At 58.0% G+C, this 17,877-nt stretch carries 19 protein-coding genes; 9 read left to right on the top strand and 10 right to left on the bottom strand.

Annotated features, from left to right (window positions below; genetic code table 11):
- Position 1: 1 nt before the first annotated feature.
- The 4 genes from AC07W0_RS26155 to AC07W0_RS26140 are packed head-to-tail and all read right to left on the bottom strand — an operon-like array spanning position 2 to position 1,371.
- Positions 2–190, bottom strand: coding sequence for a YgaP family membrane protein (locus tag AC07W0_RS26155; RefSeq protein ID WP_017849187.1), 189 nt, complete (start codon positions 188–190; stop codon positions 2–4).
- A gap of 13 nt (positions 191–203) precedes the next feature.
- Positions 204–623, bottom strand: coding sequence for a DUF6691 family protein (locus tag AC07W0_RS26150; protein ID WP_017849186.1), 420 nt, complete (start codon positions 621–623; stop codon positions 204–206).
- Positions 620–1,060 carry a YeeE/YedE family protein gene (locus AC07W0_RS26145; protein ID WP_017849185.1) on the bottom strand — a complete coding sequence of 147 codons (441 nt, stop codon included), beginning with the start codon at positions 1,058–1,060 and terminating at the stop codon, positions 620–622. The genes AC07W0_RS26150 and AC07W0_RS26145 overlap by 4 nt, the downstream gene beginning before the upstream one ends.
- Positions 1,057–1,371, bottom strand: coding sequence for an ArsR/SmtB family transcription factor (locus tag AC07W0_RS26140; RefSeq protein ID WP_017849184.1), 315 nt, complete (start codon positions 1,369–1,371; stop codon positions 1,057–1,059). The genes AC07W0_RS26145 and AC07W0_RS26140 overlap by 4 nt, the downstream gene beginning before the upstream one ends.
- Positions 1,372–1,716: 345 nt before the next feature.
- Here AC07W0_RS26140 and AC07W0_RS26135 point away from each other — a divergent pair, with 345 nt between their 5' ends.
- Together AC07W0_RS26135 and AC07W0_RS26130 are read left to right on the top strand one after the other, a co-directional pair.
- Positions 1,717–2,847, top strand: a complete 1,131-nt coding sequence (locus AC07W0_RS26135; RefSeq protein ID WP_102618535.1) for a DNA-methyltransferase — start codon at positions 1,717–1,719, stop codon at positions 2,845–2,847.
- The gene (locus AC07W0_RS26130; protein ID WP_102618536.1) at positions 2,844–3,716 is read left to right on the top strand and encodes a NotI family restriction endonuclease; all 873 of its coding nucleotides are present in this window, start codon (positions 2,844–2,846) and stop codon (positions 3,714–3,716) included. The genes AC07W0_RS26135 and AC07W0_RS26130 overlap by 4 nt, the downstream gene beginning before the upstream one ends.
- Positions 3,717–3,779: 63 nt before the next feature.
- Here the strand turns inward: AC07W0_RS26130 and AC07W0_RS26125 are convergent, their stop codons facing one another.
- Together AC07W0_RS26125 and AC07W0_RS26120 are read right to left on the bottom strand one after the other, a co-directional pair.
- On the bottom strand, positions 3,780–5,066 hold the full coding sequence (locus tag AC07W0_RS26125; protein WP_102618537.1) for a carbohydrate porin: 1,287 nt from the start codon (positions 5,064–5,066) through the stop codon (positions 3,780–3,782).
- 138 nt (positions 5,067–5,204) lie between these two features.
- Positions 5,205–7,601 (bottom strand): membrane-bound PQQ-dependent dehydrogenase, glucose/quinate/shikimate family, encoded by a 2,397-nt coding sequence (locus tag AC07W0_RS26120; RefSeq protein ID WP_256580880.1) that lies wholly within the window; start codon positions 7,599–7,601, stop codon positions 5,205–5,207.
- An 867-nt stretch (positions 7,602–8,468) separates the two neighbouring features.
- Here AC07W0_RS26120 and AC07W0_RS26115 point away from each other — a divergent pair.
- Positions 8,469–9,854 carry an MFS transporter gene (locus AC07W0_RS26115; protein WP_046382338.1) on the top strand — a complete coding sequence of 462 codons (1,386 nt, stop codon included), beginning with the start codon at positions 8,469–8,471 and terminating at the stop codon, positions 9,852–9,854.
- A gap of 58 nt (positions 9,855–9,912) precedes the next feature.
- Here AC07W0_RS26115 and AC07W0_RS26110 read toward each other — a convergent pair whose 3' ends face one another.
- From AC07W0_RS26110 to flgA, 4 genes are all read right to left on the bottom strand, one after another.
- Positions 9,913–10,662 carry a flagellar brake protein gene (locus AC07W0_RS26110; RefSeq protein WP_017849177.1) on the bottom strand — a complete coding sequence of 250 codons (750 nt, stop codon included), beginning with the start codon at positions 10,660–10,662 and terminating at the stop codon, positions 9,913–9,915.
- A gap of 96 nt (positions 10,663–10,758) precedes the next feature.
- A complete protein-coding gene (locus AC07W0_RS26105; RefSeq protein ID WP_017849176.1) occupies positions 10,759–11,229 on the bottom strand; it encodes a flagella synthesis protein FlgN in 471 nt (156 codons plus the stop codon).
- A gap of 48 nt (positions 11,230–11,277) precedes the next feature.
- Positions 11,278–11,601 (bottom strand): flagellar biosynthesis anti-sigma factor FlgM, encoded by a 324-nt coding sequence (flgM, locus tag AC07W0_RS26100; protein ID WP_017849175.1) that lies wholly within the window; start codon positions 11,599–11,601, stop codon positions 11,278–11,280.
- A gap of 141 nt (positions 11,602–11,742) precedes the next feature.
- The gene (gene flgA / locus AC07W0_RS26095; RefSeq protein WP_032804943.1) at positions 11,743–12,507 is read right to left on the bottom strand and encodes a flagellar basal body P-ring formation chaperone FlgA; all 765 of its coding nucleotides are present in this window, start codon (positions 12,505–12,507) and stop codon (positions 11,743–11,745) included.
- Between the two features lie 81 nt (positions 12,508–12,588).
- Here flgA and AC07W0_RS26090 point away from each other — a divergent pair, with 81 nt between their 5' ends.
- From AC07W0_RS26090 to flgE, 6 genes are all read left to right on the top strand, one after another.
- A complete protein-coding gene (locus AC07W0_RS26090; protein WP_026140310.1) occupies positions 12,589–13,521 on the top strand; it encodes a chemotaxis protein CheV in 933 nt (310 codons plus the stop codon).
- Positions 13,522–13,563: 42 nt separating this feature from the next.
- Positions 13,564–14,391 carry a protein-glutamate O-methyltransferase CheR gene (gene cheR / locus AC07W0_RS26085; protein WP_026140309.1) on the top strand — a complete coding sequence of 276 codons (828 nt, stop codon included), beginning with the start codon at positions 13,564–13,566 and terminating at the stop codon, positions 14,389–14,391.
- Between the two features lie 303 nt (positions 14,392–14,694).
- Entirely contained in the window at positions 14,695–15,102 is a 408-nt protein-coding gene (flgB, locus tag AC07W0_RS26080) for a flagellar basal body rod protein FlgB (RefSeq protein ID WP_003175633.1), read from the top strand.
- A 3-nt stretch (positions 15,103–15,105) separates the two neighbouring features.
- Positions 15,106–15,549 carry a flagellar basal body rod protein FlgC gene (gene flgC, locus AC07W0_RS26075; RefSeq protein ID WP_046382341.1) on the top strand — a complete coding sequence of 148 codons (444 nt, stop codon included), beginning with the start codon at positions 15,106–15,108 and terminating at the stop codon, positions 15,547–15,549.
- Between the two features lie 16 nt (positions 15,550–15,565).
- Entirely contained in the window at positions 15,566–16,291 is a 726-nt protein-coding gene (flgD, locus tag AC07W0_RS26070) for a flagellar hook assembly protein FlgD (protein ID WP_046482146.1), read from the top strand.
- 31 nt (positions 16,292–16,322) lie between these two features.
- The gene (gene flgE / locus AC07W0_RS26065) at positions 16,323–17,639 is read left to right on the top strand and encodes a flagellar hook protein FlgE (protein WP_046482149.1); all 1,317 of its coding nucleotides are present in this window, start codon (positions 16,323–16,325) and stop codon (positions 17,637–17,639) included.
- The last annotated feature ends 238 nt before the right edge of the window (positions 17,640–17,877 follow it).

The raw sequence follows: 17,877 nt of genomic DNA, 5'->3' as shown, positions 1-17,877 counted from the left end.
CTCAGCAACGGTTACAGGTTTGGATGCCTAGCAACCTGTACAAAGGGCAGAAACGGAAAATACCGGTAGCCAGTGGCACTAAGCCGATCCAGCCCCACCAGCCGATCACGCCCGACAGACTGAGGCCAATGAGAACCAGGCCGACGACAATGCGCAGGCTACGGTCAATGGTTCCAAGGTTCGCTTTCATGACGATCTCCCGATCAGTGGTTGCGCCGGGTCTCCAGCGCAGTAAACAACAACATGCCGGCCAGCATGGCCAACATGAACACGATTGCTTGCCAGCGTCCTGTCAGCAGAATTGCCACCGCAGGGCCTGGACAGATGCCTGCTATTCCCCAGCCGATGCCGAACAGCAGGCTGCCGCCGATCAGGCGCGGGTCCAACTCACGCTTGGTCGGCAGTTGCATTGGCTTTCCCAGCAGCGAGCGGGATTGGTGGCGCGCCCAGGTCAGCGGGCCAATGGCGACGCCAATCGCCCCGATCATGACCAGCGCGAGGGAAGGGTCCCAGGCACCGGCCAGATCCAGGAAAGCCAATACTTTGCTCGGGTTGGCCATGCCTGCCAGCAGCAGTCCCAGGCCGAACAGCAGGCCAGCAATGAATGCGGTCAGTTTGTTCATATCCAGGCTCCCAGCAGATGACGCAGGACAAATACGCTAAGGAAACCGCTGAACATAAAGCAGGCAGTGGCGACCATCGATCGCGGCGAAAGGCGCGATATGCCGCACACGCCGTGGCCGCTGGTGCAACCTGAACCGTAGCGTGTACCGATACCCACCAATACCCCGGCGACGATCAGCCCGACCCCGCCGCTCTGGAATTCAATCGGCGGCAGCGCGGCGAACAAGCCCCATAGAAGCGGCGCGACGAGCAGGCCGAGGAGAAACAGCGCTTTCTCACCCGCACCTTCGCTGCCCCGTTGTAAAAGACTGCCGATCAAACCGCTGATGCCGGCGATACGCCCGTTGGCGACGACGAAAAGGCTGGCCGCCAGGCCAATCAATGCGCCGCCTGCAAGGGATGACCAGGGAGTGAAGTTGAGCCAGTCGATATTCATGAGGCTTCTCCAGCGCAAAATTGTTGATACAAGGTTTGGATGACTGCCAATGCCGCCGGGCTGCTGATGCGATAGAACACCTGCTTTCCTTCTCGGCGCGTATCCACCAGGCCTTCGCGGCGCAGCACCGCCAACTGCTGAGAAAGCGTCGGTTGTTGTATCCCGAGCAGCGACTCCAGATCGCCGACATTGCGCTCGCCTTGGGATAGCTGGCAGAGCAGGATCAAGCGATCCGGATTGGCCAGAGCCTTGAGGAATTGGCTGGCAGCATCGGCGTTGGCGTGAAGCCGCTGGAGATCTGATTCGAGCATACGATTGATCACTAACTGGTCAGTTTGTTAAATTATAGTATATAAAAACAATAAGTGTATGTCAGCACCGATCTGCGTTCGTCGCTAGCAGGAGAGGTCGGGGGCTAAAGGCGAAGCGAAAGAGAGTGGTGCAGCTTTGCTGATCCGATGAGGTCGCTCTGCGCCATCGCAAGGCGACCGAATTGACCGAGCCCTGGGAGTCGACACCCCGCGGCTCAACGTCTGTCCCTTCAGTACGGTTTGGCTTGCCCGGCTTTCCTCAGGCTCTGTACCATCCGGGTCTGATCAGGACAGCGTTAGAAGGCCATCCTGTAGCCATTACCGCCGTTCCCGTTTGGACACCTCATGACCTACACAGAACTTAACGACCCCGCACTATTTTCTGCGCAGGAGAAAGACGCGTTTGAACCTTCGACCATCGTCCAGAATGATTTTTCTTCTGCACTTCTGAAGTACGGCCAGTCATCTTCTACACGCCCCCTCCTTCTGAACGGGGATTGCCTCGACGTATTGAAGTCGCTGCCGGACGAGTCGGTTGATTTTGCAATGACGTCGCCGCCGTACTGGGGGAAGCGGGAATATCAAAACGGCGGGATAGGCCTGGAAAAAGACTATCGGGATTTCGTAGCAGATCTTTGCGCTGTGTTTCTGGAACTCAAGCGCGTGCTGAAGTCGACGGGGTCGTTCTGGCTCAATCTCGGTGATTCTTATAGCGGTAAGGGGCTGCTCGGGATTCCTTGGCGAGTGGTTTTCGAGCTTACCGACAATCAAGGCTGGATACTTCGAAACAGCATCATATGGAACAAACTGAAAGGCGGCATGGACAACACCAAAGACCGGCTTGGCAATGTTCATGAGAACTTGTTTCACTTTGTGAAGCAGTCAAAAAACTATTATTACAATGCTGATGCCGTCCGGTCCAAGCCCAGAGAATCCAAAGTGGTGAATGGCTCGATAGTTTCCGCCACGGGCGTTTCGGGCGTGCGTTACAAGCGCCAGATCGAGTTGTCGACCGCGTTGAGCGACGCAGAAAAATTATCCGCACATGCCGCCCTGGCCGGCATCCTCGCAGATTTGTCTTGCGGTAAAGTATCAGACTTCCGGATGATCATTCGTGGCCAGCAAAGAGCGACGCACTCCGACAGTGAAAAAGTATCGGGACGAGCGAAGGAACTCAGGGATAAAGGTTATTACTTTCTTAAATACCACCCGAAGGGGAGTAAACCGTCTGACGTCTGGGACATTCTCCCGGAAGATTCGCAGGGCCGGGAAACCCACTTTGCCCCCTATCCGGTCGACCTGTGCCGTATACCTTTATTGGCGACCTGCCCACCAGGCGGTATTGCAATCGACCCTTTCTGCGGTACGGGAACAACGATGGTCGCGGCGCAACGCTTAGGCTTGAAGTCGATCGGGATAGATATCTCCGAGCAGTATCTTGAGATGACCAAAGACAGGTGCAATACGCTGTTATGAGCAAAATAATAGAGTTGTTCGGGAAGGGTACGCATAATCGCGCCGTCGACTGGCAAGGCGTGATTGGCGCTCAACGCTGCGCCTATACCAACAAGCGTTGCTACAAAGTCAGGAAGTCCAACCCCGACATTTCTATCGGTACGTGCAGCGTGCTGTACGGAAAAGTGCCGGAACCGGTAATCATCTGTCCTGTCCGGCTAATCGAGCGCCGGCAGATTTTTACCGACTGTTTTCATCTATTGACGACCCATGAACCGGGGAACGAGCTTCACATCATCCCCGAAGTGTCGATCCCGGGGGGAAGTGTCGATTATTTCTTGGTGTCGGTAAAAGATGGAAAGGTGAAGGACTTCGTTGGCATCGAGCTGCAGACCCTCGATACGACCGGAACGGTCTGGCCAGAACGCCAGAGAATGCTGGAAACGCTAGGGATTTCCAGGTCGGACAGTGCTGAAGAGTCCAATAAAACCTTCGGCATGAACTGGAAAATGACCGCAAAAACCATCTTGGTTCAAATGCACCACAAAGTGCAGACATTTGAACACCTCAACAAGAAGCTGGTGTTGGTGGTCCAGGACAAGCTGCTGAGCTACATGACCAAGGAATTTAAATTCGACCATCTTGAAACACCGGCATTGATTGGCGACTCAATGCATCTTCATGCCTATAAAATGGATAATGCAGGTGCCGGCGACTATAAGATCTCGATGTCATCCCGACTCAGTACGGATGCGGACGGAATCGGTATGTGCCTGGGGCTCCAGGCAGAGGCCCGGGTAGAGCTTGAGCAAATATTGATTGGGCTGCAGACCAAGCTATCCGACCGCACGTTATTCCAGGCAGTGGGGACGCCCGACAGTTTGGTGTGATCCCGCCTGCGTGTGCGAGTGCGAAAGGGCACCGAATGGATGCCCCCTGTGCAAACGACGTTGTTAAAACGTCGCCTTGACCTGTAACCCCGCCGCCAGCGCGTTGTCACGTTTTTTGCCGGAAAACGCGCCGGGCTCGATGTAGTACTGCAGATCGGGGCGCAGCAGCAGCCAAGGTGTGACCTGTGCGCCGTAGTTGAGCTCAAGCATCTGCTCGCCGTTGTCGAGGTTGGCGATCATCTCGGCGTCTTCGAGGTTGGTCGCCTTGGCTTCTTGCACATCTCGTGTGCGCGAGTTGAGCACGGCGCGCCCATAGCCAAAAGAGATGGAGTCGTTCGGGCGGCTCGCGAAAGGCTTTTGTTTGACCAAGCCCACCGAATACCAGCGGCGCATCGGCGAGGTCGCCGCGTTGCTGCTGGCCGCTTGGCCGAAGAGGCGCAGTACGCTTTGCGGGTCTTGCTCATCCCGCCAGATGGCTTGGTCAATCAACACATAGGCGCCGGTACGGTTGTTGCTCTTTTGCGTACTCCCGATCTTGGGGGCGTTGGAGGTGTCGTAGTACCAACCGACTTTGTATTGGCCGTTCAGGAAGGCGTTGTTATTGAAGATCGCCTCCAGTGGCAAAATCGCTCCCGTAGTGCCGTTGCTGGGCATGGAGAACGCTTTGGACGAGCGCGTGTTGTATTCCGGGTTGACCTGGAACACGGCGGTTTGCAGTGTCAGCGACGGGTTGACGTCGTAACGCAACTCGCCACCCCAATGCGCCGTCGGGTAGTTGCCCCAGCCACTGCCGCTCGACATGGTCAGTGGGTGTGCACAAAAACCGGCGCTCACAAAGTTGCTCAAGATGGGCATACCACCGAAATCGGTGCCCATCACCATGAAGCCGAGTTTGGTGGACAGGTCCGGCGAAAACAGGTTGCGTTGATAACTGAACTCGGTCAGCCGGGTGTATTCGCCGCCATAGTTTTCTTGCGACGACAGGCGGTTTCCGAGCAAGTCTTCGGTGGCGCTGTGGCCGCGACGGTCGTTAACGAGTACTTGCACCCGTCCCGCATCAGGGCTGTCGAGCAATTTACTCAGATCAAACTGGGCGCCTATGCGTATTTGTTGCGAATAGCGGGTGCCGCGCTTGATCCCGCCATGCAAGTTGGAAATCGTTTCGGAACTGTAGTCACCGGTCAGTTTGATGCCCTTGTCGGTCAACTTTTGGCGTTCACCGCCCCAGTCGCCAGTGAGTGTAGAGCGGTTCATCAGATCGTCGGCCAGTGCCGGGGATGGGGCGAAAAGGCATAGGGACAAACCGCTGCACAGGCTGCTGGTCAGCATGGCGCGGAAAGAAAAAAGCATTTGGATGTGCTCCGTTACAGAGAAAGTGGGGGAATAGCTCAACGGCCCGCGTTGTTTATCGGTTGCACCGTTCTTTTGTGACTTGGAAAAATAACCCCCGTAAACGGGGGTTATTTTCATGCAGTGGCAACTAACGCATTACGGCTTGATGTTGTCCGGCAATGCATAAGCAATGATGTAATCACCAACGTCAGGCGAATGGCTCATGCCACCGGCGGAGATGACCACGTACTGCTTCCCGGTGGTGGGCGACTGATAGATCAGTGGGGCGGCAACTGCGCCAACCGGCAGGCGGGCTTTCCAGACTTCTTTGCCGGTGGCCGAATCGAGCGCGCGCAGGTAGTAGTCCTGGGTGCCCGCAAAGAACACCAGGCCAGAGGCTGTCGACGTCGGACCGCCCAGCGTCGGCATGCCCAGCGGAATCTGCAGGTGCGTCTTGATCCCCAGCGGGCCGGTGTCCTGCACGGTGCCCATGGGAACCTGCCAGAGCAGTTTCTGCGTATTGAGATCAATCGCACTCATGCTGCCGAAGGGCGGGGAGTTGCAAGGCACGCCCAGTGGCGACTGGAGAATGTCGATTTTCACGCCGCCATAGATACCGGCGACTTGCGGGCGAATGGTGCCCATGAAACCCGGCACTTCATCGGTCGACACCTTGAACTTCTTGGTTTCTTCCTTGGTCACCAATGACATCCGCAGCGGCATCCGCATGTCGTTGACGAACATCGTGCCGGTGTTCTCATCGATGGAGATGCCACCCCAGTTCATCCCGCCCAGCAAGCCAGGCCATTCGATGTACGGCTTTTCGGTTGGCGGCGTAAACGGCCCCGCGTAAACCGAATCTTTGAACATGATCCGGCAATACAGTTGGTCGAATGTCGACACGCCCCACATCGACTTTTCAGTCAGTGGGTCGGCCCCGATCACCGGCATGCCGGCCGAGTACGGTTGCGTCGGCGACAAGTGTTCGCCTTCTGCCGCAGGAGAAGTCGGAACGGCACGCTCCTGCACCTCGGTGACCGGCTGGCCAGTACGACGATCCAGCACAAAAATCTGGCCGGTCTTGGTGGTCTGGATCAAGACCGGGGTTTTCACGCCTTGGGCATTCTTGATGTCATAGAGAACCGGCTGCGATGGCAGATCGTAATCCCATACATCATGGTGAATGAGCTGGTAGACCCATTTGGCTTTGCCGGTCGAGGCATCGACTGCCACGACGGCCGAACCAAATTTTTCTTTGACGGCGTTGCGATCACCGCCCCAATAGTCGGGCGGGCCATTGCCGGTCGGCAAGTAGACCAGGTTCAGCTCTTTATCGTAGGTCGGGATCGTCCATACGTTAGGTGTTTCCAGCGTGAACGGGTGATCGGCCGCGGTCGGGTCGGTGCCTTCGGGCGCGCCGACGTCCCATGCCCACACCAGCGCACCGCTCAGCACGTCGAAGGCACGCACGGCGCCGGAAGGTTCGCCTGCCACAATGTCGCGTACCCAACCGCCCACCACCGTGAGGTGGCCCATGACCACAGGCAGGGAGGTCGGATGGTAGCGCTTGCTGTTCTCGGTCGGGCCCATGCCTTTCTTGAGATCGACGTAACCGTTGTCACCAAAACTCTGGCACAGGTCGCCGGTGTGCGCGTCAAGTGCAAACAGGCGGGCATCTACCGACGACACCAGAATACGCTGGCGACATTGCTGCTGATCGGTATACGAGGCCTTGACCGCCGCGCTCAGGCTGTCGTCTTTATCGATGTCGTAATAGCCCACGCCACGGCACGTCACATGCTCTTCGCTTTTGGCGTGAGGGTCGAACGTCCAGATCGCCTTGCCCGTATCGCCATCCAGCGCGGTGATCACGTTTTCCGGGGTGCACGAATACAGCACGTTGCCGATCTGCAGCGGGGTGTTTTCATCAACGCCAGCGCCGGCGCCGGTGGTCCTACGTCCGGTTCTGTAGGTCCAGGCTACTTGCAGGTCCTTGACGTTTCCCGGCGTGATCTGCGTGTAAGGCGCAAACCGCGTCCCTGACGCATTGCGCCCGAAGAACTCCCAGTTTTCAGGTGCGCTGGCGGGGCTCGTGGCCTTGCTCGAGTCAGTCGCGGCCACAGGGTTCGAGATCCCGCCGTGCGGGTAGAACGCCGCAATGAAGGTGGCGATCAAGGCCAGGAATACGGCGAAGCCGAATCGGTTCGCCGTGCGCCGGGTGCTCAAGGCTGTTTCCGGGAATGCGGCACCGACCCACAAGCTGAGGGTCAGGATGATCGCCGGCACCACCAGGCGCGGCAGCAGTTGCCAGTAGCTGAACTGACCCACTTCGTAGAACGCCCACACACAGGTGGCGAGGAATATGACGACGGAGAGGGCGATGCTGATAGGTTTACGCAAGACAAACAGTGCCGCCAACAACAGATAGGCGAGGCCAGCCAGCAAGTAATAACTCGACCCGTCGAGTGCTACCAGCTTGAATCCGCCATAAATCAACGCCAGTGCCACGGCAAAAACAAGCAGGGAAAACAGTCCCCTTGCAATAGTGCTCATTGAGGATCTTCCAGAGTGAGATCGATGATCGTCTGTCATATTTGTATATGCTCAGTTGGGGAAATACGTAACGGTTTGCGCTATTTACCAACAACTTGGCCGAATATTGAGTTCGGCCTTTAGTTGGCCGGGTGCGGTTCTTCCATGATCCCGATAGGCTGGCTTGCCGACGGCAAGCGAGCTTTGGAAATCAGCGTAATAATTGGCCATCCCCGTATTCATGGTCTGGATGCCGACACTCTTTCGCCCCAGCCCTCCACGTTGAAAGCGCCGTTCGATAACGAACTGGATGCTTAATAGAGGCTGATTGAGTTTCGGCAGGAGGGATAACGAAAACGTTGGCGGCTGTATTACGCCCGCTTGACGACTGTCCACGTGCTCAGTCGCGAGTGAATCGTTCCGAAGGCTCTGTCGGCCTTGTTCGGGTTACATGCTTTACTCCGACTGATTCGCCGGTTAATCGCGGTGGATTAACGCGTAGACCAGTCTATAGCGCTGGTTTTTTGGATAAATCCATAAGACTGGAAAACAATGTTGATAAAACAGTAACAATTAGCGGCGATACGCATCGGCGACGCCGGCGTGCGGGTAATCATGTGCAGGCGCGGCGGGGGGGCTTTTGGGGTGTGCTCGGTCTTTTCAACACTCGGTCGAACCTTGCGCGTGATCGAGGTTCACAGGTGGTGCGGCGAGTATTTCGCGCAACCTTGTACCTTGTGTGTCACCCAGTAGCGTCTGAGCTGTAGTCCATCGTTTTCACACAAAATATTCCCCGGAAACAGCGCCTGGTGCCTGTCCGGACCCGACCCCCGGGACTATCATGCCGGTAGCCCTGACCCTCACTGCAAGGAGCCGCTCGGAACGCCGATGCGCCAGATCTGGAAATCTTTTCGAGCCCTTTATTTCGCCTCCTTGATGATGCTGATCGGCTCCGGCCTGCTCAGTACGTACCTGGCCTTGCGCTTGGCGGCCGACAACGTCGACAGCCTGTGGGTCGGTGCGCTGATGGCGGCCAACTATTCCGGCCTGGTACTGGGCGGCAAGATCGGCCACCGCCTGATCGCCCGGGTCGGGCATATCCGCGCGTATGCCACCTGTGCCGGGATCGTCGGTGCGGCGGTGTTGGGCCATGGCCTGATCGACTGGCTGCCGGCCTGGATCGTGCTGCGGGTCATCGTGGGCCTGGGGATGATGTGCCAGTACATGGTCATCGAAAGCTGGCTTAACGAGCAGGCGGATGCCAAGCAGCGTGGCGTAGTGTTCAGCGGCTATATGATTGCGTCCTACCTTGGCCTGGTGCTGGGGCAGTTGATCCTGGTGATGCATCCCCAGCTCGGCCCCGAGTTGCTGATGCTGGTCGCGCTGTGCTTCGCCCTGTGCCTGGTGCCGGTGGCGATGACCCGGCGCATTCACCCGGCGCCCCTGCGTCCGGCGCCAATGGAGCCGCGTTTCTTTATCCAGCGCGTGCCGCAGTCGTTGAGCACGGTGCTGGGGGCGGGGTTGATCGTTGGTTCGTTCTACGGTTTGGCGCCGCTCTATGCGTCCCAGCAGGGGCTGAGTACCGAGCAGGTCGGTCTCTTCATGGGTAGCTGCATTTTTGCCGGGTTGGTGGTGCAGTGGCCGTTGGGCTGGCTGTCGGACCGTTACGATCGCGCACTGTTGATTCGCTGCTTCGCCCTGTGCCTGGCGGTGGCGGCATTGCCGTTGGCGATCCTGAGCAAGGTGCCGCTGGAAGTGCTGTTCGTGGCCGGGTTCCTGTGTTCGCTGGTGCAGTTCTGCCTGTACCCGCTGGCCGTGGCGTTTTCCAACGACCACGTCGAAGGTGATCGTCGGGTATCGCTGACGGCCATGCTGCTGGTGACCTATGGCGTGGGCGCCAGTATCGGGCCGTTGCTGGCCGGTGTGGTGATGAAGCTGTTTGGCAGCCAGATGCTGTACGCGTTTTTCAGCCTGTGCGCGCTGATCCTGGTGTGGCGTATCCGGCCTAAAGCGGTGACCAACCTGCATCAGGTCGACGATGCACCGCTGCAGCACGTGGCAATGCCTGACAGCATGTCCAGCTCGCCGCTGGTGGCGGCCCTCGATCCGCGGGTCGATGAGCAGATGGTGCAGGAGCAGATGCAGACGGCGGTTGTCGAGCCCGAGCCTGAAACCGACGCGGAATCACCGGCGGATGAGCCGCTCTTCGAAGGGCCGCCGGAACCACCGGGCCCGGATGAGCATCCCCACGGCCTGAGCAGGGCACGCCCCTGAATGCAAAAACGGGCAGATCCCCAAAGGGTCTGCCCGTTTTTTATTGCGATCTGAATGCTTAAAAATCGTCGTCTTTATCGAAACGTCGTGCTTCGCGTTGCAACTGGTACACAAAACGCTCGACCTGGCGCTGCACCAGGCCGCTCATGTTGTGGAAGCGCACGCCGGCGAAGGTGGTGTTGATCTTCTCTTCGAAGTGCAGGTAACGCAGTTCGACCGAGGTGGTCATGCTGCCAAAGGGCAGTGCGGCGATAAAACGGTCGTAGACCTGGCCCAACTGCAGGCGCTCGGAAATATCGCCTTCAAAGCGCAATTTGCAGCCGGTGGCGGAGATATCCAGCAGCTTACCGCTGACCGGCGCCTTGAGTTTCTCGCCGCCCAACTCGATATTCACCAATTGCGCGAGTTTCAGCGCGGCGCGGAACGCATTGCGGCGCTGATGGTAGACCACTTCGTCCGGCATGTTGCCGCTGTAGATACGGTGGCCGCCTTTTTCGCTGATGCTCAGGGTGCCGTTGCTTTCCCAGGCAACGCGCACGCCGTCGTGAAAGCCTTCGATGCGGAAGGGTTCGCCATTCTCAAGGTAGCGTTCGCCATCGCGGGGGATCATTTCGTCCAGGGCCAGGGTTTTGCTGTCCCGGTCGACGTCGACCAGGTAGCTTTGAAAGCGCTGGCTGCGTTCATGGAAGGTGATGATCAGCGGGTCATGGCTTTCTTGCAGCATGCGCAAGGTGCCAGCGATTTCCAGAGGCGTGGTGAACACCTTGGGTGGCTGCGGAGCTTCTTCCGCATTAAGGGCGTTGAACACGGTTCTTCCATCTCCTGACAAAATACGACTACACGCAAGAACCATCATTTTGCCAGTATGTCGCACGCCTTGGATAGGGCGCACGTTAAACCGACGTCAGGCTTGGCTGCGGGTGCTTGGCTTGACCAGGCGCGAGGTAGAGCCTTGGGCGTTATACAGGGCCGGAGGTTCGCCGCCATGGAGTATGCGCAACTGATTGGCGGTCGTGGCTTGCTGAAGCTGGATCGACTGACCGTTGAGCAGGTTGGCTTCCTGACACTGGGTGAGTAATTGATTGAGTTCTTTGCTTTGGGCCAGCAACCGATCGCCGACCGAGGAATGACTGGCCAACTGAGCGAGGCCGTCTTGATCTGCCGGTAGGCCGAGGCTGACGAGAATCTGGCTACGCTTCTTGCCGTGCTGTTCCAGCAGGACAATCAGCGACTGCTTGCGCGCCAGGATTTCTTCCAGCAGCGGCATATCCCGGCCATAGAGGGCCAAGGATTCTTCTTTGAGCAGCTCGAGCAATTGTTGCGTCGGCGCCAGATCATCAATGATCAGTTGAAGCAGATTTTCGTCGTGGTGCATGGCTGGCCTTGGGTTTTAAGCGTCCAAAAGCCTGGCGCAGGCCTTTGCCTAGCGCTCGGCTTCGAAGTTAAGCAGCTTGCTGGCTACACGGTTGCTGTCGACTTTATAGCTGCCATCGGCGATTGCCTGTTTCAATTCGGCCACACGGGCTTGATTGACGACGGGTTGATCGCGCAGCGAGTCAGTGACCTTCTGCAACTGTTGAGCCTCATTGCTCAGGTGTACGGATTCCCCGCTTTGGCTGGCGCCGGCCTGTTCCGCTTTGGCGGGCAGAGGCTGGGCCTTGGCGTCTACGCTGTCCTTGGTGCCGCTGGTGCGCGTAGTGCCTGGCAAAGCCGGGGCGTTATTCAAACGGCTGAAATCGATGACCATGATAAAAAACCTCTGGGTATTTGGACGCTTGCCATGGTTTCGGCCATACCCGGACAAACTTTAGGCGCGATTGACAATAAACCTGCATGCACGAACGTCAGGCGTACAGTGTAGGAAAAGCTGGCGTCCTATTCCAGTGATCTATAAAGCCACCTCGACTTGGCCCGGCGCGGTGACCCGTGCCTTGATGACGCGGTTGGAATTGAGGTTCTTGACCCGGATCTGTTCGCTCATGCCGCCGTTGGACAGCGCTTCGCCCGGCATTTTCACATTCAGCCCGCCGCTGCTGGCGGAAATGATGACCTGGTCGCCCTTGCGAATGACTTCTGCCTGTTCAAGATGGACCAGGGTGATGACCTGGTCGGCGACCATTGGTCGGGTCAATCGTTGCCCGACAGCCTGGTCCACTGACGTCAGGTAACCCTGGTTGATCAGGCTGATGTCCCGCTCGCGCAAGATGACATCCTCATAGCCGATGATTCCGCTGCGTTTGAGCGGCCGCGACACCACGACGACATCGCGGAACAGTTTGACCTGGGCGGGCACGAACACGGTCCAGGGCGAGGTCCCTTCACAGCGCACCTTGACCGTCACGCGACCAATGGGCTGGGCCGGGCTTTCCAGGCTGGCTGTCAATTCCTTGTCGCACATCGGCATGCGCAGGCGCGGATCCAATTGGTTGACCTGGATTTCATAGCGTCCTGGCGTCTGGGTGGTTGCCAGATAATCTTCTACAGTGAATTCAAGAAAGCCTTGGGTGACGCCGATAAGTAGATCAGGCAAGGTGACGTCGGCGGCGCGGGCAGTGATGCCTGCGCCCACGGCAAACAACGCCATCCAGGCGCAGAGCAATCTGCGATACCGTGAGTGGCGGGTGCGTCGGGAAACTGTCGTTTTCATATCCATAGCCAATAAAAAGCAAAGCTCGTGCCGTTTAGTGTTGGGTGCGCGTCGTACCCCCAAAGGTTTTAGCGTAGGAGTCTGGGCATGGCAGGTGTAATGGATTCAGTAAACCAGCGTACACAGCTGGTAGGGCAGAATCGCCTGGAGTTGTTGCTTTTTCGCCTGGACGGCAAGCAGCTCTATGGCATCAATGTGTTCAAAGTGCGGGAAGTGCTGCAGTGTCCCAAGCTGACGATCATGCCCAAGTCGAGCCCGGTGGTGTGTGGCGTAGCCAACATCCGTGGCGCGACCATCCCGATTCTCGACCTGGCATTGGCCACGAGTTCGGCCGGCCTGCAAGACCGCGAGAACCCGTTTGTGATCATTACCGAATACAACACCAAGACCCAGGGTTTCCTGGTGCGCTCGGTGGAACGTATCGTCAACATGAACTGGGAAGAGATCCATCCGCCGCCCAAGGGCACCGGTCGCGATCACTACCTCACGGCGGTGACGCGAGTAGACAACCAGTTGGTCGAAATCATCGACGTGGAGAAAATCCTCGCCGAAGTCGCACCGACTTCCGAAGCGATTTCGGTTGGCGTCGTCGATGCCGAAACGGCGCACAAGGCGGTTTCGCTGCGGGTGCTGACGGTGGACGACTCCTCGGTGGCGCGCAAACAGGTGACCCGTTGCCTGCAAACCATCGGCGTTGAGGTGGTGGCGCTCAACGATGGCCGCCAGGCGCTGGATTACCTGCGCAAACTGGTGGATGAAGGCAAGAAGCCGGAAGAAGAATTCTTGATGATGATTTCCGACATCGAGATGCCGGAAATGGACGGCTATACCCTCACGGCTGAAATACGCAACGATCCACGCATGCAAAAATTGCATATCATCCTGCATACTTCGTTGTCGGGCGTATTCAATCAGGCGATGGTCAAGAAGGTTGGTGCTGACGACTTCCTGGCTAAGTTCCGCCCTGATGACCTGGCATCCCGGGTAGTCGACCGGATCAAGGCAGCAGATCACGGCTAGGGGAATTTCCCTGGCGGTCACACGATTTAAGAGGCGGTATCATTGTCTACGGGTAATTTGGATTTCGAACAGTTCCGGGTCTTCCTGGAAAAAGCCTGTGGCATATTGCTCGGTGAAAACAAGCAGTATCTGGTATCCAGCCGTCTCAACAAACTGATGGAACAGCAGGGCATCAAGTCCCTCGGTGAGTTGGTCCAGCGGATTCAGAGCCAGCCGCGCAGCGGGCTCAAGGAAATGGTGGTCGATGCCATGACCACCAACGAAACCCTATGGTTTCGCGACACCTACCCCTTTGAGGTACTCAAGAGCAAAGTGCTGCCCGAGGCGATCAAGGCCAGCCCGGGTCAGCGTTTGCGGATCTGGTCGGCAGCCTGTTCCTCGGGGCAGGAACCGTACTCGATTTCGATGGCGATCGACGAGTTCGAACGGACGAACATGGGCCAGTTGAAGGCCGGCGCGCAAATTGTCGCCACCGATCTGTCGGGCACCATGCTCACTAACTGCAAGACCGGCGAGTACGACAGCCTGGCCTTGGGCCGCGGTTTGTCCCCGGAACGCCTGCAGCGTTACTTCGACCCGAAAGGGGCGGGGCGCTGGGCGGTCAAGGCGCCGATCAAGAACCGGGTGGAGTTTCGCTCGTTCAACCTGCTCGACAGCTACGCCAGCCTGGGCAAGTTCGACATGGTGTTCTGCCGTAACGTGCTGATCTACTTCTCGGCCGAAGTGAAGAAAGACATCCTGCTGCGCATCCACGGCACGCTCAAGCGTGGGGGGTATCTGTTCCTCGGTGCATCCGAGGCGCTGAACGGCCTGCCGGATCATTTCCAGATGGTGCAGTGCAGTCCTGGGATCATTTACCAGGCCAAGTAAGTCGCACGCAGTCAAGGTGTGGGAGGGGGCTTGCCCCCGATAGCGGTGTGTCAGTCTCAGTATCTATGACTGAACCACCGCTATCGGGGGCAATCCCCCTCCCACATTTGTTTTGCGGCAAGGTAAAAGCGGCAACTCCCGATTGCCGCTTTACTGGCGCTACGCGGAAGCCGCTTGCCGCTTTTCTGGCATTGCCGTCGGCAATCTCTGCGTAACCCCTTGATATATGGGCTTTAGCCAGATTGGCATGCACCTTGCTATAACCCTGTTAACGAACAGCAGGTCAGCCTAAAGGTTTCCGCCATGAGCATCAGCTTCGATAAAGCGCTCGGTATCCACGAACAAGCCCTCGGCTTTCGCGCCCAGCGTGCCGAAGTCCTGGCCAACAACATTGCCAACGCCGACACCCCGAACTACAAGGCTCGGGACCTGGACTTCTCCGCTGTGCTCGCCGCACAGCAGGACAAGACCAAGAACGGCACCTTCGCCTTGAACATGACCAACAGCCGTCATATCGAAGCGCAAGGCCTGAGCAGTGGCGACGAATCGCTGCTGTATCGCACGCCGATGCAGCCGTCGATCGACCAGAACACCGTCGACGCGCAGTTGGAGCAATCGGCCTACGCCGAGAACTCGGTGAACTTCCAGGCCAGCTTCACCCTGCTCAACAGCAAATTCAAAGGGCTGATGTCAGCCCTGCGTGGAGAGTAAGCCATGTCCTTAGCCAGTGTTTTCAATATTGCCGGTAGTGGCATGAGCGCGCAGACCACGCGCCTGAACACCGTCGCCAGTAACATCGCCAACGCCGAGACGGTGTCTTCGAGCATTGACCAGACCTACCGCGCCCGTCACCCGGTGTTCGCCACCATGTTTCAGGGCGGCCAGAGCAGCGGCGGCGATTCGCTGTTCCAGAATCAGGACGCTGCCGGGCAAGGCGTGCAGGTACTCGGCGTGGTTGAAGACCAGAGCAATCTGGAAGCGCGCTATGAGCCTAATCACCCTGCGGCGAACGAAAAAGGCTACGTGTACTACCCGAACGTCAACGTGGTCGAGGAAATGGCTGACATGATCTCTGCCAGTCGCTCGTTCCAGACCAACGCGGAAATGATGAACACCGCCAAAACCATGATGCAGAAGGTCCTGACCCTGGGTCAGTGATAAGGGGCGCCAAACAATGGCCATTGTTGATACGACGAACAACTCGGCAGTCCAGGACCTGTTCAACAGCAAGGTCAAGACTGCGACGGACAACAGCAGCCTCAGCACCGCCACCAAGACGGCAACGGGCAACCAGTCGCTGGGCAAGGATGCGTTCCTGCAACTGTTGGTGACCCAACTGAAGAACCAGAACCCGCTGTCGCCTCAGGACAACGGTGCGTTTGTGGCTCAGTTGGCGCAGTTCAGTAGCCTGGAAGGCATCAACACCCTGAACGACTCGGTAAACAGCATCTCCAGCAACTTCAGCTCGTCGCAAGCATTGCAGGCTTCGTCGCTGGTCGGTCGCTCGATCATTACCCAGACCGACAAGGCGCTGGTGGACACCAGCAAGAGCATGACCGGCTCGGTCGCAGTGACGGCGGCAACGGGCAACGTCTCGGTCAAGATTACCGACAAAGACGGTGTCGTGGTGCGTACCCTCGATATGGGCGCACAGAGCGCGGGCAGTTCCGACTTCATCTGGGATGGCAAGAACGCCAACGGTGAGGTCGCCCCGGCAGGGACTTACACCTTTACGGCCACCACCAAGAATGACGCGGGCGACGCAGTGGCTCTGGCCACTTCGCTGCCGGCGACGGTCACCAGCGTGACCCTGAGCAAGACCGGCGGCGAAATGCTGCTCAACCTTGCGGGCGGCATGGGCAGCGTCAAGCTGTCGCAAATTCAGACTATCGGTACATAGAGCCGGCTAAATACGGCAGAGGGAGAGAAACATGTCTTTTAACATCGGCCTGAGCGGCCTCTATGCAGCCAACAAACAACTGGACGTGACCGGCAACAACATCGCCAACGTCGCGACCACTGGCTTCAAATCGTCTCGTGCGGAATTCGCGGACATCTACGCGGCGTCCAAGCTGGGCACCGGCCAGAACAGCATCGGTAACGGTGTGAACCTGGCGGCCGTGTCCCAGCAATTCACCCAGGGCGACGTCAACAACAGTGGCGGCATCCTGGACATGGCGATCCAGGGCGGTGGCTTCTTCGTACAGAAGGGCAGCGACGGTTCGCTGGAATACACCCGTAGCGGTGCTTTCCGTGCGGACAAAGACGGCTACATCACCAACAACACCGGTACTTCGCGCCTGCAAGGCTACGCGGCGGATGACAACGGCAAGATCGTCAAGGGCGGCTTGGTCGACCTGCAACTCAACTTGTCGAACCTGCCGCCAAAAGCCTCCAGCACCGTCGATTCCAGCAGTAACCTGAACTCCTCGGAGCCGGTGATCGACCAGGTGGCCAAGCCATTCAACCCAACCGACACCAAGACCTTCACCACCCAGTACAGCACCACCTTGTACGACACCCAAGGCAACGCTCACCCGATGGTGCAGTACCTGGTGAAGACGGACTCCAACCAATGGAAGTCCTACACCTTGATCGACGGGCGTAACCCTGACGGTACCCCGATCAGTGGCGCAGGCGCGGTGGCACCTGTCGCGTCGACCCTGACGTTCGACACGGCCGGTAAGCTCGCTGGCGTGGTCACCCCGCCCAGCGCAGTCTCCAACACCACCCTGACCATTTCCAACTGGAAACCGGGCACCGTGACCGACGGTGTATGGACGGCTAACGGCGCCGCGGCCAACACCGGCGGTATTGCGGTCAACATGGCGAATATCACCCAGTACAATTCGGCCAGCTATCGCAACCCGCCGGTCACCGATGGCTATGCCACCGGCCAGATCACCGGGCTGAAAATCGACGGCAGCGGTGTACTGTTCGCCACCTTCAGCAACCAGCAGAGCAAGGCCATTGGCCAGATCTCCCTGGCCAGCTTCAACAACGAACAAGGCCTGCAACCGGCAGGCGGCACGGCCTGGAGAGAGACCTTTGCCTCGGGCCAACCTGGATACGACACCCCTCAAGCCGGCACCCTCGGTTCGATCGTGGCCAACTCCCTGGAGAACTCCAACGTCAACCTGACCAACGAGCTGGTGGACCTGATCAAGGCCCAGAGCAACTACCAGGCGAACGCCAAGACCATCTCCACCCAGAGCACCATCATGCAGACCATCATCCAGATGACCTGATGCGCTAACGCTGCACAAGAAGCCCCTCGATCGAGGGGCTTTTTTTTGCGTTTTATTTGGCATCAGGACCTTTTCCCACCCCCGATGCGGTTACGAGGTGACACGCCTTTGTTGGAACGCACCACACCTGTCTTTCCACCTATCAAGCCGAGAAGCGTTGGGTTGTTTCATTACCTGGGAGAGGCGGTATGTGGAATTCATCGATATCCGGCCAAGGGGCTGGGGGGATGCGTTACGA

The sequence above is a fragment of the Pseudomonas sp. GW704-F2 genome, from assembly GCF_059423025.1.
The sequence above is the reverse complement of the archived record's forward strand: the minus strand, read 5'-3'. Positions and strand labels throughout refer to the sequence as shown.

Coding starts and splice junctions, on each gene's coding strand:
- AC07W0_RS26155 (WP_017849187.1), bottom strand. CDS start 190: ATGAAAGCGAACCTTGGAACCATTGACCGTAGCCTGCGCATTGTCGTC.
- AC07W0_RS26150 (WP_017849186.1), bottom strand. CDS start 623: ATGAACAAACTGACCGCATTCATTGCTGGCCTGCTGTTCGGCCTGGGA.
- AC07W0_RS26145 (WP_017849185.1), bottom strand. CDS start 1,060: ATGAATATCGACTGGCTCAACTTCACTCCCTGGTCATCCCTTGCAGGC.
- AC07W0_RS26140 (WP_017849184.1), bottom strand. CDS start 1,371: ATGCTCGAATCAGATCTCCAGCGGCTTCACGCCAACGCCGATGCTGCC.
- AC07W0_RS26135 (WP_102618535.1), top strand. CDS start 1,717: ATGACCTACACAGAACTTAACGACCCCGCACTATTTTCTGCGCAGGAG.
- AC07W0_RS26130 (WP_102618536.1), top strand. CDS start 2,844: ATGAGCAAAATAATAGAGTTGTTCGGGAAGGGTACGCATAATCGCGCC.
- AC07W0_RS26125 (WP_102618537.1), bottom strand. CDS start 5,066: ATGCTTTTTTCTTTCCGCGCCATGCTGACCAGCAGCCTGTGCAGCGGT.
- AC07W0_RS26120 (WP_256580880.1), bottom strand. CDS start 7,601: ATGAGCACTATTGCAAGGGGACTGTTTTCCCTGCTTGTTTTTGCCGTG.
- AC07W0_RS26115 (WP_046382338.1), top strand. CDS start 8,469: ATGCGCCAGATCTGGAAATCTTTTCGAGCCCTTTATTTCGCCTCCTTG.
- AC07W0_RS26105 (WP_017849176.1), bottom strand. CDS start 11,229: ATGCACCACGACGAAAATCTGCTTCAACTGATCATTGATGATCTGGCG.
- flgM (WP_017849175.1), bottom strand. CDS start 11,601: ATGGTCATCGATTTCAGCCGTTTGAATAACGCCCCGGCTTTGCCAGGC.
- flgA (WP_032804943.1), bottom strand. CDS start 12,507: ATGGATATGAAAACGACAGTTTCCCGACGCACCCGCCACTCACGGTAT.
- AC07W0_RS26090 (WP_026140310.1), top strand. CDS start 12,589: ATGGCAGGTGTAATGGATTCAGTAAACCAGCGTACACAGCTGGTAGGG.
- flgB (WP_003175633.1), top strand. CDS start 14,695: ATGAGCATCAGCTTCGATAAAGCGCTCGGTATCCACGAACAAGCCCTC.
- flgC (WP_046382341.1), top strand. CDS start 15,106: ATGTCCTTAGCCAGTGTTTTCAATATTGCCGGTAGTGGCATGAGCGCG.
- flgD (WP_046482146.1), top strand. CDS start 15,566: ATGGCCATTGTTGATACGACGAACAACTCGGCAGTCCAGGACCTGTTC.
- flgE (WP_046482149.1), top strand. CDS start 16,323: ATGTCTTTTAACATCGGCCTGAGCGGCCTCTATGCAGCCAACAAACAA.